Origin of the sequence: Pseudomonas sp. EYE_354 (genome assembly GCF_023148575.1) — a bacterium.
In the GTDB taxonomy this organism is placed as follows: domain Bacteria; phylum Pseudomonadota; class Gammaproteobacteria; order Pseudomonadales; family Pseudomonadaceae; genus Aquipseudomonas.
In genome coordinates, this window is record NZ_JAHXNQ010000008.1 from 99,506 (window position 1) to 115,788 (window position 16,283).

13 protein-coding genes are annotated in these 16,283 nt (G+C 62.3%); 3 read left to right on the forward strand and 10 right to left on the reverse strand.

Going from position 1 to position 16,283, the window contains the following annotated elements; all coding sequences use genetic code 11:
- Positions 1–17: 17 nt before the first annotated feature.
- From KZX66_RS13035 to KZX66_RS13045, 3 genes are read right to left on the reverse strand one after another with little or no spacing between them, the layout of a single operon-like run.
- Complete coding sequence (locus tag KZX66_RS13035; RefSeq protein WP_248080199.1) at positions 18–1,115, reverse strand: DUF1513 domain-containing protein; 1,098 nt, start codon at positions 1,113–1,115, stop codon at positions 18–20.
- Positions 1,116–1,117: 2 nt separating this feature from the next.
- Positions 1,118–2,182, reverse strand: coding sequence for an imelysin family protein (locus KZX66_RS13040; RefSeq protein WP_248079912.1), 1,065 nt, complete (start codon positions 2,180–2,182; stop codon positions 1,118–1,120).
- A 31-nt stretch (positions 2,183–2,213) separates the two neighbouring features.
- Positions 2,214–3,641, reverse strand: a complete 1,428-nt coding sequence (locus KZX66_RS13045; RefSeq protein ID WP_248079914.1) for a di-heme oxidoredictase family protein — start codon at positions 3,639–3,641, stop codon at positions 2,214–2,216.
- A gap of 139 nt (positions 3,642–3,780) precedes the next feature.
- Between KZX66_RS13045 and KZX66_RS13050 the strand changes: the two genes are divergently transcribed.
- Positions 3,781–4,344 (forward strand): NAD(P)H nitroreductase, encoded by a 564-nt coding sequence (locus tag KZX66_RS13050; protein WP_248079916.1) that lies wholly within the window; start codon positions 3,781–3,783, stop codon positions 4,342–4,344.
- Positions 4,345–4,395: 51 nt separating this feature from the next.
- On the opposite strand, the gene KZX66_RS13055 is transcribed toward KZX66_RS13050, so the two are convergent.
- The 7 genes from KZX66_RS13055 to gap all read right to left on the reverse strand — a co-directional run bounded on the left by KZX66_RS13055 (position 4,396) and on the right by gap (position 13,279).
- Positions 4,396–6,534, reverse strand: coding sequence for a methyl-accepting chemotaxis protein (locus KZX66_RS13055; protein WP_248079917.1), 2,139 nt, complete (start codon positions 6,532–6,534; stop codon positions 4,396–4,398).
- A 135-nt stretch (positions 6,535–6,669) separates the two neighbouring features.
- The gene (locus KZX66_RS13060; protein ID WP_248079919.1) at positions 6,670–7,071 is read right to left on the reverse strand and encodes a YbaN family protein; all 402 of its coding nucleotides are present in this window, start codon (positions 7,069–7,071) and stop codon (positions 6,670–6,672) included.
- 101 nt (positions 7,072–7,172) lie between these two features.
- Positions 7,173–7,781, reverse strand: coding sequence for a biliverdin-producing heme oxygenase (locus KZX66_RS13065; RefSeq protein WP_248079921.1), 609 nt, complete (start codon positions 7,779–7,781; stop codon positions 7,173–7,175).
- 132 nt (positions 7,782–7,913) lie between these two features.
- A complete protein-coding gene (locus tag KZX66_RS13070; RefSeq protein ID WP_248079923.1) occupies positions 7,914–10,478 on the reverse strand; it encodes a TonB-dependent receptor in 2,565 nt (854 codons plus the stop codon).
- Between the two features lie 114 nt (positions 10,479–10,592).
- Complete coding sequence (locus KZX66_RS13075) at positions 10,593–11,564, reverse strand: FecR domain-containing protein (RefSeq protein WP_248079925.1); 972 nt, start codon at positions 11,562–11,564, stop codon at positions 10,593–10,595.
- A gap of 74 nt (positions 11,565–11,638) precedes the next feature.
- Positions 11,639–12,157 carry a sigma-70 family RNA polymerase sigma factor gene (locus KZX66_RS13080; protein WP_248079927.1) on the reverse strand — a complete coding sequence of 173 codons (519 nt, stop codon included), beginning with the start codon at positions 12,155–12,157 and terminating at the stop codon, positions 11,639–11,641.
- 120 nt (positions 12,158–12,277) lie between these two features.
- Entirely contained in the window at positions 12,278–13,279 is a 1,002-nt protein-coding gene (gene gap / locus KZX66_RS13085) for a type I glyceraldehyde-3-phosphate dehydrogenase (protein ID WP_248079929.1), read from the reverse strand.
- Between the two features lie 222 nt (positions 13,280–13,501).
- Here gap and edd point away from each other — a divergent pair, with 222 nt between their 5' ends.
- Complete coding sequence (gene edd, locus KZX66_RS13090; protein WP_248079931.1) at positions 13,502–15,328, forward strand: phosphogluconate dehydratase; 1,827 nt, start codon at positions 13,502–13,504, stop codon at positions 15,326–15,328.
- Positions 15,325–16,281 (forward strand): glucokinase, encoded by a 957-nt coding sequence (locus KZX66_RS13095; RefSeq protein WP_248079933.1) that lies wholly within the window; start codon positions 15,325–15,327, stop codon positions 16,279–16,281. Before edd ends, KZX66_RS13095 begins: the two co-directional genes overlap by 4 nt.
- Positions 16,282–16,283: the final 2 nt, after the last annotated feature.

Genomic DNA, 16,283 nt, shown 5'->3' on the forward strand with positions numbered 1-16,283 from the left:
TTGTCTGGCAAACCGGTTTAAATCAAGTGCAGGTGGTTGTCCCAGAGCCCCGCCGGTAGCTCCAGCGGCGTGGCTGCCAACGGCGTCTGGCGGCAATCATAGAAACGGCAACGGCCTTGGCCCGATGTCACCACAAACCCATCCGCCACCGCGCCGACGCCGGCGCAGTCCGGCAAGGGCCCGTCCAGACGCAGCTCGCCGCTGTCCATATCCCAGATGAAGAAGCGATTGCCGCGCGGTGCGGTCAGCGCCACCAGGCGTAACTCGCTGTGCACGGCGACGCTGGCGGTGTAGTGCCCCATCGCCTGCAACTGCGCGTCCGCCACCGGAAAGGCCACGAATGGCTGTCCCGGCCGCTTGATCGCCAGCAACTCGGAACGCTCGTGGGACGGCCCCATGAATTGCTGCCCGGTGACGATGGTGCCGTCGCTGGCGATGCCCATATGGCGCACGCTGTTCATCTGTTGGGCCAGGGTTTCCTTGCTGATCAAGGTGCCGTCGCGGCGCATCAGCACCAGGCTTGGTTCCATGGCGTTGAGGTTCATCTCCACGCGACTTTCGGCTTCGGTGCGGATACCGCCATTGGCCACGATCAACGTTTCGCCGTCGGGCATCCACGACACTTGGTGCGGGCCGATGCCATGGGTGGAAAGCTCACCACTGTGCACCAGGCGCTCGCCTTCGAACCTATACACGCCGAGCAGGCCACGGCCGGGGTCGGATGTGTCGTTCTCGGTGGCGTAGAGAAAGTCGCCGCTCTTGTGAATCACCGCATGGCCGTAGAAATGGCGGTTGGGCAGCGACGTGAGGGTTTGCAGCAAGGCGCCATCACGCAGGTCGATCAGGTAGCTCTCGGTGCCCGGCCGACGGGCGACAAACAGCGCAATCGGCAGCGTCGGGTGGTTGATGATGTCATGGCAGCGTTGGCCGACCCGGGTGGCAAACACTTGCTTGCCGTCCAGGCGATAACCCACGGCGTAGTGCCCGCCTTCTGCATCATCGCGCGCCGACAGCAGCAGCGGGCCCTTGTCTTTGCTTTTGAACAGGGTCCAGCCACCCAGAGTGAGCGCACTGAGCAGCACGCTGCCAACCGCCAAAACCTGTCGCCTGAGCATCATCAGTCACCGTCGTTGGCGTTAAAGCCCAGTTGGATGCCCAGCGCCTTGGCCAGGTCGCCCTCGTGCAGGCGGTGGACGACGTTGAGGCTGTCATAAATGTCGTTGAGTTGCTGGCGTCCGGCGTCATCGCTCAGCAGTTCGTTGAGGGTGCGCTGATTGCTGGCGAACAGCTTCAGAGACGCTGCGTACGCCGCGTCAATCTTCTCGGCCAACGGCTTCTGGTCTGAAGGCAACAGGCCACGCAAGCCCTTGTTATCGACACCGACCCACACAGTCTGGGCAGCTGCGAGGCTGGCTTCCAGGCTTTGCAGGGATGATTGACTGCGCCATGCGTCGGCCTGGAATGGCTGCGGGATACCTTTGGTCTGGCGGCCCATCGGCGTGCCGAGTTTTTTCTTGAGGGTGTCCAGTGCGGTCACTTGCACGCGCAGCAGGTCGGCAATGGCTTCGTGGGAATCGGCGTAGCGCTGGTTGGGAAACTTGGTCATCTGCGCCAGCATGCCGTCGGTGCTGTTCCAACTGGCCAGGATTTCCTCGGCCAAGGCTTTCTGACGGTCGCCGATCGCCACCAGCAGCGGGCAGTAACGGGCTTTCTGCGTGTCATCAGCGAGGTCGGTCTTGGCGTCGTAGAGGATGTATTCGTAGGCCGACAGGCCTTGCACCACCACGCTGGACTTGGCCAGGGCGGCGCCGTCGATCTGTGGCTGGGCTTCGACCAGTTGCTCGACCTGACGACCGACCAGGTTTTTCTTGTCCGGCCAGAACTGCACCTGCCACGAACGGTTGCCTTCGGCCAATGGGCCGATCAGCAGCGGTTGCAGTTCGGCCCAGGCTTTTTGCGCGTGGAGGAAGTCGGCACGGGCGGTGTCCAGGCTTTCCTTGCCTTGGCAGTAGGCCAGGGCACTGACGGCCAACTGACGGTCGGCTTCGACCCAGCGGCTGTAGGTCGGCAGGATCACTTGTTTGGCGATCGCCGCCGAGGTGACCGCTTGCGGGTCCTGGGGCGAGCAGGCGCCAAGGGCGAGGGCGGCCAGGCTGGTGAACAACAACTTGGGACGGAACATGTCGAGCTCCCTTCTGTAATTGGGGCGAAGCTTATAAAGAATTCAGGAAGGCCAGCAACGCAGCGCGCTGCTCGGCATTAAAGGACAACACATGCTGCTGCGCGGCTTGTGCCTCACCGCCATGCCAGAGCACGGCTTCAAGCAGATTGCGGGCGCGGCCGTCATGCAAAAACTGGGTGTGACCACTCACGGTTTGCGTCAAGCCGATGCCCCACAACGGCGCAGTGCGCCAGTCGCGGCCACTGGCCTTGAATTCGGTGCGGTTGTCGGCAAGGCCTGGGCCCATGTCGTGCAGCAGCAGGTCGCTGTAGGGCCGGATCACCTGGCTGGCCAGTTCGGGTTCGGCCGCGTTGGTGGCGGTGGTGAATGTCGGTTTATGGCAACCCTGGCAACCGGCCTGATAGAACAGGTTCTTGCCGGCCAGCACCTGCGGGCTGTCGACGTCACGGCGCACGGGCACTGCAAGGTTGCGGGTGTAGAACAGCACCAGACGCAGGATGTTATCGCTGACTTCCGGCTCGCCATCGGGGCCGTTGCCGTTGGGCGCCTGTTTGCAGGCCACCTGGGTGTCGGTGCAGTCATCGAAGGGTCTCAGGGACGTGGAGAGGCCCATATCACCTGAAAATGCGTGAACATTTTGTTGATTGAGATTCGGTTGCCCGGCTTTCCAGCCGAAACGCCCGAGGACGGTCCTTTGTTCGGCGTCGTCCCACACCCGGTTCGCACGGCCGACGATGGCGCCTTTGTCGGCCGTGCCCGCGTCGGTGTTGCGCAGGATGTCGGCGTCGCTGATGGCCTCGAGCAGACCCAGGCCGATCATCGGCGGCGCGATGCGCGCCGAGAAGCGCGTGTCTGGGTGCATCGGCCCATAGCCGAGCTGGGTGATCTGCAGGTCCGGCTTGCGCAACTCCACTACCGTGCCGTCCTTGAAGGTGACATTGACCGGCGTGTAGTCGACGCGCACCTTGCCCTCCGGCGCCACGCCGGGCACGGCCATGTCCTGCAGTTGCCCGCCGTACACCGGCTCCGGCACGACGCCCGCCTGTTCGATGAGCCTGGCGTAGGCGGGGGTGTCAGGGATCGACAGACGCACCAGCATCGACACCGCGTTGGCCGCGTCGGGCAGCGGCGGGTGGCCGCGGCCGTCCTTGATATGGCAGTTCTGGCAGGCGTTGGTGTTGAACAGCGGGCCCAGGCCGTCACGGGCCGTGGTGGTGGACGGCGCGATCACCCAGGGGCTGCGAAAGAAACTGTTGCCGACGCTGAAGTCCAGGCGGCGCGTCGGTGACAGGTTGGCCGATGGCAGCGAAAACGCGTTCTGGTCACGCTTGTTCACCGTCGCCGCGCCGCCTGCCCGCGCCTCGCCAGGCTCGGCCTTGGAAAAGCGTGGGGCGTCATCGCACGCCACCAGGCCCAAGGCCATGCATGCAACGGACAGACGAACAAGCGAACGAACCATCGAGTTTCCTGAATCAGGTCGAAAAATGTGGTCGCAAAGTCTAACAGGGCCGGGGGGAATGAATAAGAGCAATTATCGTTTGGTGGTAGCCGATTCATTCCCGCTAGAATGACCGCACATTTTTTTCTGGAGGTGGCCAATGCAGGCTCTCGACGCTTTGCTCAACCGTGTTTCCGTGCCGCGTTTGCTGGAGCCGGCACCGACCCAGGCGCAGCGCGACGTCCTGTTCGCCGCCGCCATGCGCGCCCCCGACCACGGTCAACTGCGCCCGTGGCGTTTCCTCACGGTAGAAGGTGCGGCCCGTGAACACATGGGCACGCTGCTGGCCGAGGCTGCGCGCCTGCAAGACCCCGATGCGCCGCAAGCCGCTATCGACAAGGCCCAGAACGGCCCGTTGCGCGCGCCGTTGGTGGTGGTGGTGATTGCCCGCCTGCAGGAACACTTCAAGGTGCCCAAATCCGAGCAACTGCTGGCGGCGGCCTGTGCGGCACACGGCATTCTGCTGGCCGCTTATGCCCAAGGGATCGGCGCGGTGTGGCGCACCGGTGAGTTGTCGTACTCCGCCCACGTCGCCAAGGGCCTGGGGCTGACGGCGGATGAGCAAGTGATTGGCTTCCTCTATCTGGGTACCCCGCAGAACCCGCCGCGTACGGCCGCCAAAGAAGACCTGACGCAGTTTGTCAGCGCCTGGACCGGCCTTTAAGGCACGGATGCTGTGGGAGGTGGCCCTCCCACAGGGGTGTTTTGTTGTGATTTAAACCTTGAACTGATCCATGAGTTTCATCTGCTGGCTGGCCAGCGCATTGAGTTGGCTGCTGATGGCCGCCGATTCGGTGGCCTGGCCGGTGAGGGTTTCGGTCACGGTGCGAATCGCCGACACGTTGCGGTTGACCTCTTCGGCCACGGCGCTCTGCTGTTCGGCGGCGCTGGCGATTTGCAGGTTCATGTCGCTGATCACGGTGACGGCGTCGCTGATCTTGCCCAGGGCCTGCACCGCCTGATGGATCTGCCCGGCATTGTTCTGGGCCTGGTTTTGGCTCGAGTGCATGGTTGCCACCACGCCACGGGTACCGCTCTGGATACGCTCGATCACCTGGCGGATTTCTTCCACCGAATCCTGGGTGCGCTTGGCCAGGTTGCGCACTTCGTCAGCCACCACCGCGAACCCACGCCCGCTTTCCCCGGCGCGTGCCGCTTCAATCGCGGCGTTGAGCGCCAGCAGGTTGGTTTGTTCGGCAATGCTGCGAATCACTTCGAGCACGGAGCCGATCTGCTCGCTGTTGACCGCCAGCGCCTCGACTTCGCCCACGGCCTTGCTGACTTCTTCGGCCAGGGTGGTGATGTCGCGGGTGCTTTGTTCGATGATCGACATGCCCTCACGCGCCGACTGGTCAGCCCCCCGCGCTGCGCTGGCGGCATGGGACGCGCTGTTGGCCACGTCGTGGGCGGTGGCGCTCATTTCATTGGAGGCGGTGGCCACTTGGTCGATTTCGCGAAACTGCACCTGCATGCCTTCGCTGGTCTGGCGCGCAATGGCCGAAGACTGGTCCGCCGTGCCGCGGGCTTCGGTGATGCTTTGCTTGATCTGCGTGATGGTCGGTTGCAGCTTGTCGAGAAACCGGTTGAACCAGTTCACCAACTCGCCCAGTTCGTCTTTCCTGGCGTAGGCCAGGCGTTGGGTCAAGTCGCCGTCACCGCTGGCGATGTCCTTGAGCATGGCGGCCACACTGTTGATCGGGCGGGTTACGCCGGTGGCGGTCAGCCAGATCAGCAGCAACCCGAGCAGGGCGGCGGCGGCCGCCACCAGCAAGGTTTTGAGAGTGCCTGCCGCCTGGGCGTTGTCGAGCATGGCGTGCAGCTTGACGTTATCGGCCAGCATCACGGCTTTTGGCAGCTCGATTACCACGCCCCACGACTTGGCTTCGGCAATCGGCTTGACCGGGTACACGGCGCGAATGGTGTCGTCCTGTGTGCGGATCATGCGAGTGTCGCCCGCCAGCAATTGAACAATTTCTTTGCTTTCGGCGCCGAGGGTGTCGGCCAGGTTTTTGCCGACCTTGGCCGGCTCGCCACTGTAAGCGGCGATCAGGCCGGTGCTGGAGAGAATTTCCAGCTTCGCCGCGCCGTTGAACAGGTCTTTCTGCGCGGCGTCAGTGGTCGCTTGCAGGGCGGTGAGGGCGATGTCGACGCCGACGACGCCAATGAGTTTGCCTTCTACGAGCAGTGGCATTGCAAGGGTGGTCATCAGCACGGGTTTTCCGCCCACGGTATCTTCATACGGGTCCAGCAGGCAGGTGTTGCGGGTGTCCCGTGGGCAGGTGTACCAGATGTTGTAGGGCGTTCCGCTTAACGTGAGGGTGGTCTTGTTCAGGTCTTCCTCGACCATGACCGTGTTCAAACCGTCGCCGCCGGCGCGGCTCCAATAGCTGGCGAAGCGCCCTTTGTCGTTGGAGACCCGCGCTTTGTCATCGACGAATTCGCTGTCCCTGCCGTCCAGGCCGTTGGGTTCGAACGACAGCCAGAACCCCAGCACTTTGCTGTTACGGTCAAAGGTGGTCTTGAGGCTCTGGTTGATGTCTTCGCGCAGCGCGCCGGCGTCCACCCCACGCTTAGCGGCCATAACGCGCAGGCCCTTGATCTGGTCAGCCAGCGCGGTCAGCGCCACCAGGCTGTCGCCGAAGGTCTTTTGTAATTGCACCGCCTGTTCGGCGGCCTTGGCTTGCAGCAGTTGTTCGACGCTGGCAGTGAGCATGCGCGAGCTTGAGTTGCTGACCAATCGATCGTTCTGGTTGGTGTTGTAGAGGTTGATGCCAACCACCAGCGCAATCACCCCCAACAGACAGAGGCCTGACAGCAGCACAATTTTCAAGCGGATTGAGAGGGTCTCGAACATAGGTCACTCACGAATGGACGGGTTGGAATGCCCAGCACGCCCACGTCCATTCGGCGCCTTATCCGGAGCATCGGCGCTGTAGAAGGTTTCATGAGAAATAGGCGATGAGCGGTAGGGGAATACCGACAGGCTCTGTTACGCGGGCTTTGCGAGCTGTTCGGGGCGTGACCAGATCCACAGGTTGCCCAGGCTCATTCCGGCAATGGCCAGGTAAATCGGCCAGCCATGGTCGAGCATCACCAGCATCAGCGTCGCGCACAGCAGCATGCTCACGGTGGCGCTGACTTTGGCCCGGCGCGCGATGATTTTGCCGTTACGCCAGTTGGACAGGATAGGGCCGAACAGGTGGTGGTTTTCCAGCCAGGCGCTGAGGCGTGGCGAACTTTTGGTGGCGGCCCAGGCGGCCAGCAGGATGAATTCGGTGGTAGGCAAACCCGGAATCACGATCGCCACCAGCCCGATGCCCAGGCTGACATAGGCCAGCAGGCCGAAGAGGACCTGTGCGATTTTTGAGGTGGATTGGGTTTTGCCGGTCATGGGAGCGATTTACAGGAGGGATGGAATATTCGGATTGGAATCGTATCAACCTGTGAGAGCAAGACCGCTCCCACAGGGTTAATCGCATTCCAAACCCGGCGTCAGGCCAGTTCGGGGGTCGTAGCGTACGCCTGTTCCAGCAAGACGGTGAAGCGCACAAACGCGTCGACCGCGCCTTTGTCCATCGCGGTTTCTTCTTCGGCGCTCAGTTGCAGCGCGTCAAGGGTGCGCGTGAAGCTTTTCCAGCCTTCGGCACGACCACCGACCGGCTCACCCAGATGGCGGGCACCGAAGGTTTCGCTCAGGCCCAGGCCCACGGCGCGCTTGATCAGGAACGCAGCGCCCAGTTTTGAGCCTTCGGACACAAACAGCCAACCCAAGGCTTCGGCCTGGCTCGGGTTGTTCACCGCGCCGGCCACTGGTGCGGGCACGTCGGTGTCCAGGTCGGCAAGGTCGAGTTTGGCGGCTTCGGCGCGGCAGCGCGCGGCCAGGTCAGGGACGATCTTGATCAGTTCGGCATCGTTGTACAGGGCAACCAGCTCCGACTGGAACAGGTACTGCGCCACCACGAAACGGGCAAAGTTGGCCTGGGTTTCGAACGGCGCGTGGGCTTTGACCAGTGCATCCAGTTTGGTGTGTGGCTCGTGGGTGATCTGGTTCAGGCGCTGGGAGCGCAGGCTTTGGCGTTCTGCAGTAGGAGAAGCGGTCATGAAAAAGTCCTTGAGAAGGTAGGCGCCTTGTTGCCCTGAAGAGAGCTGTTATCAACTAGACGAACAAGAAGACGCGGCACAGTAAAAAATCCTCACCTCGCCGATGAAATGTCGGCGAGGTGAACGGCGTTGTCAGATGTCCCAGATCAGGTTGATCGCGAAGTTGCGGCCCGGCTGAGTCAGGCGGTCGAGGTTGGCGGGGCCTGTTACGGCCGCTTCGCCGACACTGTCGTAGCTGCGTACGTCATCCCAGTTCCAGTACTTCTTGTCGGTCAGGTTGTACAGACCGCCGTTGACGGTCACGTCGTCGGTGACTTTGTAGTAGGCGGTCAGGTCGACCACGCCGAAGCCTGGCGTCTTGAACGGCGCGCGGGTGTCGCCGTCAGGTGCGTGGAAGGTGGAGCTGTCGACGCGATTCTGTTTCTTCACCAGGGTCCAGCTCAACAGGCCGCCATAGGTGTCCCTGTCGTAGCCCAGGCCGAATACGCCCTTGAGCGGGTTGACGCTGTTGAGTGGTTCGCCGTTTTCGTCGTTGCGACCGTAGGCATAGGACACCGAACCCAGGGTGTACAGGCCGTTTGGCGCGCCGAAAGCGTCCAGGTTCAGGCGACCCTTGGCTTCGGCGCCCTTGATGGTGGCGCGCTTGATGTTCACCGCCTGGAACTGCTCGACAGTGGCACCGACCACGGCGTTGTCTTCGTCGATAAAGTTGCGGTACTTGTTGTAGAACACCGCAATTTCGAAGGAACCCTCGTCGAAGTTGCCGCGAAGGCCGCTCTCGATGCCTTTGCTGGTCTCCGGCTTGAGGTCCGGATTGGGCTCGACGGTGTAGCCCAGGTTCAGGTTTTCAAAGCGTCCGTAGAGCGCCTTGGCCGATGGTGTGCGGAAACCTTCGGCGTATTGCCCGAACCAGGTGTAGTGGTCCGTCAGCGCGTAGGTCAGGCCAAACTTGGGCGTCACGCGGTGCCAGGTTTTTTCCTTGTCGCTGACCGTGTCCGCACCCGTTGGGTTTACCGTATTGAGGAATTCCTGGGTGAGCTTGGGCTTGAGCTGGGTGTAGTCGTAGCGCACGGCAGGCAGGAAGGTCCATTTGTCCCAGGTGATCTGGTCCTGGGCGAACAGCGAATAGGTGTTGATGGTCGGGTCGGGGAAATCGCTGGATTTTTTCACGCTGTCGCTGGCGACCGGGCTCGGCGCGCCAATGGCGGTGCAGCCGCTGCCGACGGCCACGCAGGTCGCACTGCCTTCGCGCGAGCCGGTGACTTTTTGCTGCTTGAGCGTTGTGCCGTAAGTCACTTGGTGGTCGGTTTCACCGAGACTGAAGGCCTTGTCCAGCTGGGCATCGAAGACCCACTGTTTTTCTTCGTAAAGCGTGTCGCGGGTGCGCAGGACACGACGGCCCGACTGGTAGATCTCGGCGGTGGTCTGGTCGGTCTTGGCGATCTGGTAGTTGAGGCTGGTCTTAAGGCGGTCTGCCAGCGGTGACTCGAGGGCCACGCTGTTTTCCAGGCCGAAACGTTCGCGGGTGATGGTGTCGTTGCCGCGACGGTCACGGTACAGGTTGAAACCCCGTCCGCCGATGAACGGGCCGCCCACCGCGTTCTTCAGGTTGACGTCGCGATCGTCCTTGTACTTCTCGTACGTCAGGCCCAGGCGATTGTCATCGCCATAGTTCCAGCCCAATTTGGCCAGGATGTTGGTGGTGCGTGCCTCTTCCGGGTTGGCGCCGGTGCGGTCCAGGCCGGTGGCGTTGTTGCCGTTATAGGACTCGGTTTCATGGCCGTTGCGCTGGCTCAGGTGCAGCAAACCGTCGAAGTCCTGCACGCGGCCGGCGAAGGTGCCGGAAGTCAGCCAGCTCTCGTCGGCGGAGCTGTAGCCGGTTTTCAGGCGGGCGCCGACATCCTGGCCGGGCTTGATGATGTCATCCGCGTCGAGGGTGAAGTAGCTCACCGCGCCGCCGATGGCGCTGCTGCCGTAGAGGGCCGAAGCCGGGCCACGCAGGATTTCCACGCGCTTGACGATTTCCGGGTCGACGTAGTTGCGACGGGTCTTGGCGTAGGGGCCGTTGAAGAAGTTGCCCGGCACTTCCACGCCGTCCACCTGGGTGAGGATGCGGTCGCCATCGATGCCGCGGATGTTGAACCCGGCGTTACCTGCGCGCGTGCCGGCGCCACCCACCGATACGCCGGGCTCGTAGCGCACCATCTCACGAATGGTGTTCACGTTCTGGCGGTCCAGCTCCTCGCGTTCATGCACGCTGACGGTGCTCGGTACGCTGCTCACGGGCTGCTCGTTGCGGGTGGCGCTGATGGTGACCTGCTGCAGGTTGAGGGTGCTGCCGGCTGCGCGCTTTTCCAGCACGATGTTGTGACTGCTCAGTTTGCGGTAGCTCAGGTTGGTCCCCACCAACAGGCGCTCCAGGGCTTTTTCCGGCGACAGTGGGCCCTTCACGCCAGGCGACGACACGCCTTGACCCAGCTCGGCGGGCAGGCCGACTTGCCAGCCGGTCACCGCGGTAAAGGCGTTAAGTGCCGAGACCAGCGGTTGCTGCTCGATGCTGAAGGTGTAATTGCCGTAGCTGCGCGAGGCCGGTTCGGCGGCGCTGGTGGTCATCACCGGCGCACCGGCCAACAGGATGGCGGCGGTCAGCAAGGACAGGACGGGTGAAGAAGACCGGCGGTTGAAACGAGAGGACATCGAGAGCGCTCCGGGTACGAATCTTATAGTTGCGAACCGAATCAAATAGGAATCAGTTGCATTGGCTAAGACGAGACGTACCACCGCAGGCTATCGAGTAAAAATTATTCTCATTTAGTTGAGGATCACCAGCGCCGGGTATTCCGAGAGCTTGGCCGACGTGATGTGCGCCAGGGAGCGCACCACGTCAAGGGGCTGGTCCAGACGGTAATTGCCGGTGACCGCAACGCTGGCCAGTTGCTCGTTGGTGTTGACGATCCAGCCGGGGTAATAACGGCGCAACTCGGCGAGCACTTCGCTCATCGGGCAGTTTTCGAAGATCAGCCGGCCTTGCACCCAGGCCAGGTCCTTGGTGGCATCCAGCTTGGCCGGCGCGCCGAAGCCTTTGGGGCCGATGCGGATGCTTTCGCCCGCGCTCAGGCGTACGCGGGCATCGTTGAAGGTGTTGCTCAGGTCCACATCACCGCGCTGCACTTGCACTTGGGCTTCTTCGCCATTGAGGTAGCGCACGGCGAAGGCGGTGTCGCGCACGCTGGCGCGCACCGGGCCGGCGTCGATTTGCAGGGGCAGGCCGTGGCTTGGCGCGACGTCGAAAAACGCTTCGCCCTGGTACAGGCGCACGATGCGCTGGTGATCCTGGATGCGGCTGGAAAACGCCGAGTTGGTGTTCAGCAGTACGTTCGAGCCGTCGTCCAATTGCAGGCGCTGGCGTTCGCCCACCACGGTGAGGTGGTCAGCTTGCAGGCGCACCGGCAGGTTGCTGAAACTGAACAGGCCGATCAACAGCACAGCGGCCGTGGCGAGCGGTTTCCAATGGGGTTTGATCCGGCGCCAGGCGCTCGGCGTGCGCGGCACCGCCAGGGCCACGGCGGCGCTGTGCACCGGTGCGCCGCCCCAGGCGGACTGGGCCTTGCCGAACGCATGGACGTGGGCCGGGTCGCTGGCCAACCAGGCTTCGAACTCGGCTTGCTGCCCGGGCTGCGGGCACTGCAGCGCGATCAGCCAATCGAGGGCCTGGTCCATAGCCGTGTCTTGCAACACCTCATGAGCCAGCTCATGGGGGCGAAGTTTATTCGGGTCCGTCACGGTGTTCCTCGGGTCTTCGCCACGTTCTATTGATCTTTCTTACGGCCTGGATCGACACGTCTGTCGGATGCAGCTTAAGGCCGATCCAGCCGTTCGGCCACACCTACGCAGATGGCCATGATCAATTTGAGTTCCTTTTGCACGGTGCTCAAGGACACGTCCAACTGATCGCCAATCTCCTGGTAGCTGCAACCGTGCAGGCGGCTGAGGATGAAAATCCGCTGCTGACGCGCGCTCAACTGGCCGAGGCTGACGCTCAGGTGCTCGAGCAATTGCTCGGCCTGGGTGGCATCTTCGGGAGTACTGGTGGGGGCGGCGACGCTTTGCAGAATGTCCAGCGGGACATCTTCCTGCAACGTACGCGCCTGGATCCTGCGTGAACGCAGGTGATCCAGCGCCAGATTGCGCGCGGTTTGATAGACGAAGGGTTCGAGGTGATCGATCGGCCGTTCGCTGAGGGCCCGGGTAACGCGCAGGTAGGTTTCCTGCAGGAGGTCCTCGGCGGTGCTGTGGTTATTCACCATCCGCTGCAAGGTGCGTAGCAGAATCACCCGTTGGGTGAGAAAGACGTGGTTGAAGCGAGATTGGCTCACAGGAGTACCAGACCGATTTGCAGTTAATGATAATGCTTATCATCAACTGAAATGGCAAGTGGCTATTTCTGCGGGCCTGCATCGTCAAATGCGGGAGGGGGCGAGCCCCTCCCATAGGGATTACTCGGCGTTACACAGCGCCAGGCAGTTATCCAGCATGCGGTTGGAGAAGCCCCATTCGTTGTCATACCACGCCAGCACTTTGAGCAGCTTGCCGCTGACCTTGGTGTGGTTGGCGTCGAATATCGACGACAGCGGGTTGTGGTTGAAGTCACTGGAGACCAGCGGCAGGGTGTTGTAACCGAGGATCTTCGAGTGCTGGCTGGCTTCTTTGAGCAGCGCGTTGACTTCGTCGGCCGTGGCGTCTTTTTTCAGTTGAACGGTGAGGTCCACCAGCGACACGTTGATCACCGGTACTCGCACGGCCATGCCGGTCAGCTTGCCTGCCAGTTCCGGCAGCACCAGGCCTACTGCTTCGGCGGCGCCGGTCTTGCTCGGGATCATGTTCTGGGTGGCCGAACGCGCGCGGTACGGGTCGGTGTGGTAGACGTCGGTCAGGTTCTGGTCGTTGGTGTAGGCATGAATCGTGGTCATCAGGCCGCTTTCGATGCCCAGCTCGCGGTGCAGCACCTGGGCCACCGGGGCCAGGCAGTTGGTGGTGCACGACGCATTGGAGATGATCTGGTGGGATTGACGCAGAATGTCATGATTCACGCCGTACACCACGGTGGCGTCCGCACCCTTGGCGGGGGCCGAGATAATGACCTTGCGCGCGCCGGCGGTAATATGGGCGGCGGCCTTGTCACGGTCGGTGAACAGACCGGTGCATTCGAACACCACGTCGATCTTGTGCGCAGCCCACGGCAGGTCGGCGGGGTTGCGAATGGCACTCACGGCAATCCGGTCACCATTGACGGTCAGGCTTTCCTGATCGTGGGCGACCTCTGCGTCGAAGGTACCGTGCACGGTGTCGAATTTGAGCAGGTGGGCATTGATCGAGCTGTCGCCCAGATCGTTGATGGCGACGATCTGCAAATCCTGGCGATAGCCTTGGGTATACAGTGCGCGCAGGACATTACGGCCGATACGGCCAAAACCATTGATTGCGATACGAAGAGTCATTGGAAAGTGCCTGTCGTCGATTTGTTGTAAGAATTACAAGATTATTCGCATAAAAATAGAAAACAAGCCTTTTTAGTGGCAATATTTTGTTCAATCTACAACGAGTGACCTGAATCAACTGGTCCGATGATTCAAACGACACCCCTGCCATCCCATGCGCTGCGGGCGTTTGATCAGCATAGACACTCAGGTCGCCACATCCGTTAGCCTGGAGTTCTACACATGCATCCCCGCGTTCTTGAGGTCACCGAACGGCTTATCGCCCGCAGCCGCGCCACCCGCGAGGCTTACCTTGCGCTCATTCGCGGCGCCGCCAGCGACGGTCCGATGCGCGGCAAGCTGCAATGCGCCAATTTCGCCCATGGCGTGGCGGGTTGCGGCACCGAGGACAAAAACAGCCTGCGCATGATGAATGCCGCCAACGTGGCAATTGTTTCTTCGTATAACGACATGCTCTCGGCGCATCAGCCGTACGAACATTTCCCGGAGCAAATCAAAAAAGCCCTGCGCGAAGTCGGTTCGGTGGGGCAGTTCGCCGGCGGCACCCCGGCCATGTGCGACGGTGTGACCCAGGGCGAACCGGGTATGGAGCTGAGCCTGCTCAGCCGTGAAGTCATTGCCATGTCCACGGCGGTGGCGCTGTCCCACAACATGTTCGACGCCGCGCTGATGCTGGGCATCTGCGACAAGATCGTCCCCGGCCTGATGATGGGCGCACTGCGCTATGGCCACCTGCCGATGATCTTCGTGCCGGGCGGGCCGATGCCGTCGGGCATTTCCAACAAGCAGAAGGCCGATGTGCGCCAGCGCTACGCAGAAGGCAAGGCCAGCCGCGAAGAGCTGCTGGAATCGGAGATGAAGTCCTACCACAGCCCCGGCACCTGCACCTTCTACGGCACCGCCAACACCAACCAGTTGCTGATGGAAGTGATGGGCCTGCACCTGCCGGGCGCGTCGTTCGTCAACCCGTACACGCCGTTGCGTGATGCGCTGACCCGCGAAGCCGCGCACCAGGTCACGCGCCTGACCAAAGCCAACGGCAATTTCACCCCGATCGGCGAGATCGTCGACGAGAAATCCATCGTCAATTCCATCGTTGCCCTCAACGCCACCGGCGGTTCCACCAACCACACCCTGCACATGCCGGCCATCGCCATGTCAGCGGGCATCATCCTCACCTGGCAGGACATGGCCGACCTCTCCGAGGTGGTGCCGACCCTGTCCCACGTGTATCCAAACGGCAAGGCCGACATCAACCACTTCCAGGCAGCGGGCGGCATGTCGTTCCTGATCCGTGAGTTGCTCGAAGCCGGTCTGCTTCACGAAGACGTCAACACCGTGGCGGGCAAGGGCCTGAGCCGTTATATCCAGGAGCCCTTCCTGGTCGACGGCGAGCTGGTATGGCGCGACGGCCCTATCGAAAGCCTCGACGAAACCATCCTGCGCCCCGTGGCCCGTGCGTTCTCGGCCGAAGGTGGACTGCGAGTGATGGAAGGCAACCTCGGGCGTGGCGTGATGAAAGTCTCCGCCGTGGCCCTTGAACATCAAGTCGTCGAAGCACCGGCGGTGGTGTTCCAGGATCAGCAGGACCTGGCCGACGCGTTCAAGGCAGGTCAGCTGGAAAAAGATTTTGTCGCGGTGATGCGCTTCCAGGGCCCGCGCTCCAACGGCATGCCTGAGCTGCACAAGATGACCCCGTTCCTTGGCGTGTTGCAGGATCGTGGCTTCAAGGTGGCATTGGTGACAGACGGGCGTATGTCCGGCGCCTCGGGTAAGATCCCCGCCGCGATCCACGTCAACCCCGAAGCCCAGAGCGGCGGGCCACTGGCGCGGGTGCGCGATGGCGATATCATTCGCGTGGATGGCGTAACAGGCACCTTGGAGCTTAAGGTGGACGCCGAAGAATTTGCAGCGCGCACGCCTGCCACGGGCCTGTTGGGCAACAACGTGGGGGCCGGTCGCGAGCTGTTTGCATTTATGCGCTTGGCCGCAAGCTCCGCAGAGCAGGGCGCCAGCGCCTTTACCTCTGCCTTGGAGACGCTTAAGTGAAGCTTGCGCTGGTCGGTGACATCGGCGGTACCAACGCCCGGTTTGCGTTGTGGCGGGATTCGGCGCTGCACTCGATTCGGGTGCACGCCACCGCGGATTACCAAAGCCCGGAAGACGCGATCAAGGTTTATCTGCAGGAAGAAGGCCTGAACATCGGCGATATCGGCGCGGTGTGCCTCTCGGTGGCCGGGCCGGTGAGTGGCGATGAATTCAAATTCACCAACAACCACTGGCGCCTGAGCAAGACTGCCTTTTGCAAGACCTTGCAGATAGATGAGCTGCTGCTGGTCAACGACTTCTCGGCCATGGCCCTGGGCATGACACGCCTCAAGCCCGACGAATTTCGCGTGGTCTGCGCGGGCACGCCCGAGCCGTTGCGCCCGGCGGTGGTGATCGGTCCGGGCACCGGCCTGGGCGTCGGTACCCTGCTGGACTTCGGCGCGGGGCGTTACGCGGCCTTGCCGGGGGAGGGCGGCCACGTCGACCTGCCCCTGAGCAGCCCGCGGGAAACCCAGTTGTGGCAGCACATCCACAACGAAATCGGCCACGTCAGCGCCGAAACAGCACTGAGCGGGGGCGGCTTGCCGCGTCTGTACCGCGCTATTTGTGCGGTCGACGGCCACACGCCGCTGCTGGAAACGCCCGAAGCCATCACGGCCGCAGGCCTGGCCGGTGATCCGCTGGCGATGGAAGTCCTGGACCAGTTCAGCATCTGGCTGGGCCGGGTGGCGGGTAATAACGTGCTGACCACGGGTGGGCGCGGTGGCGTGTACATCGTCGGTGGGGTGATTCCCAGATTTGCCGACTTCTTTATCAACAGTGGTTTCGCCAAAAGCTTCGCCGACAAAGGCTGCATGAGCGACTACTTCAAGGGCATCCCTGTGTGGTTGGTGACCGCGCCCTATTCGGGGTTGACCGGGGCAGGTGTGGCGCTCGAGCAGGCTGTTGCTTAGGT

Bases quoted from the DNA above. Each gene is read 5' to 3' on its own strand.
- KZX66_RS13060 (WP_248079919.1), bottom strand. From the start codon at position 7,071: ATGACCGGCAAAACCCAATCCACCTCAAAAATCGCACAGGTCCTCTTC.
- KZX66_RS13050 (WP_248079916.1), top strand. From the start codon at position 3,781: ATGCAGGCTCTCGACGCTTTGCTCAACCGTGTTTCCGTGCCGCGTTTG.
- gap (WP_248079929.1), bottom strand. From the start codon at position 13,279: ATGACTCTTCGTATCGCAATCAATGGTTTTGGCCGTATCGGCCGTAAT.
- KZX66_RS13055 (WP_248079917.1), bottom strand. From the start codon at position 6,534: ATGTTCGAGACCCTCTCAATCCGCTTGAAAATTGTGCTGCTGTCAGGC.
- KZX66_RS13065 (WP_248079921.1), bottom strand. From the start codon at position 7,781: ATGACCGCTTCTCCTACTGCAGAACGCCAAAGCCTGCGCTCCCAGCGC.
- edd (WP_248079931.1), top strand. From the start codon at position 13,502: ATGCATCCCCGCGTTCTTGAGGTCACCGAACGGCTTATCGCCCGCAGC.
- KZX66_RS13045 (WP_248079914.1), bottom strand. From the start codon at position 3,641: ATGGTTCGTTCGCTTGTTCGTCTGTCCGTTGCATGCATGGCCTTGGGC.
- KZX66_RS13070 (WP_248079923.1), bottom strand. From the start codon at position 10,478: ATGTCCTCTCGTTTCAACCGCCGGTCTTCTTCACCCGTCCTGTCCTTG.
- KZX66_RS13040 (WP_248079912.1), bottom strand. From the start codon at position 2,182: ATGTTCCGTCCCAAGTTGTTGTTCACCAGCCTGGCCGCCCTCGCCCTT.
- KZX66_RS13035 (WP_248080199.1), bottom strand. From the start codon at position 1,115: ATGCTCAGGCGACAGGTTTTGGCGGTTGGCAGCGTGCTGCTCAGTGCG.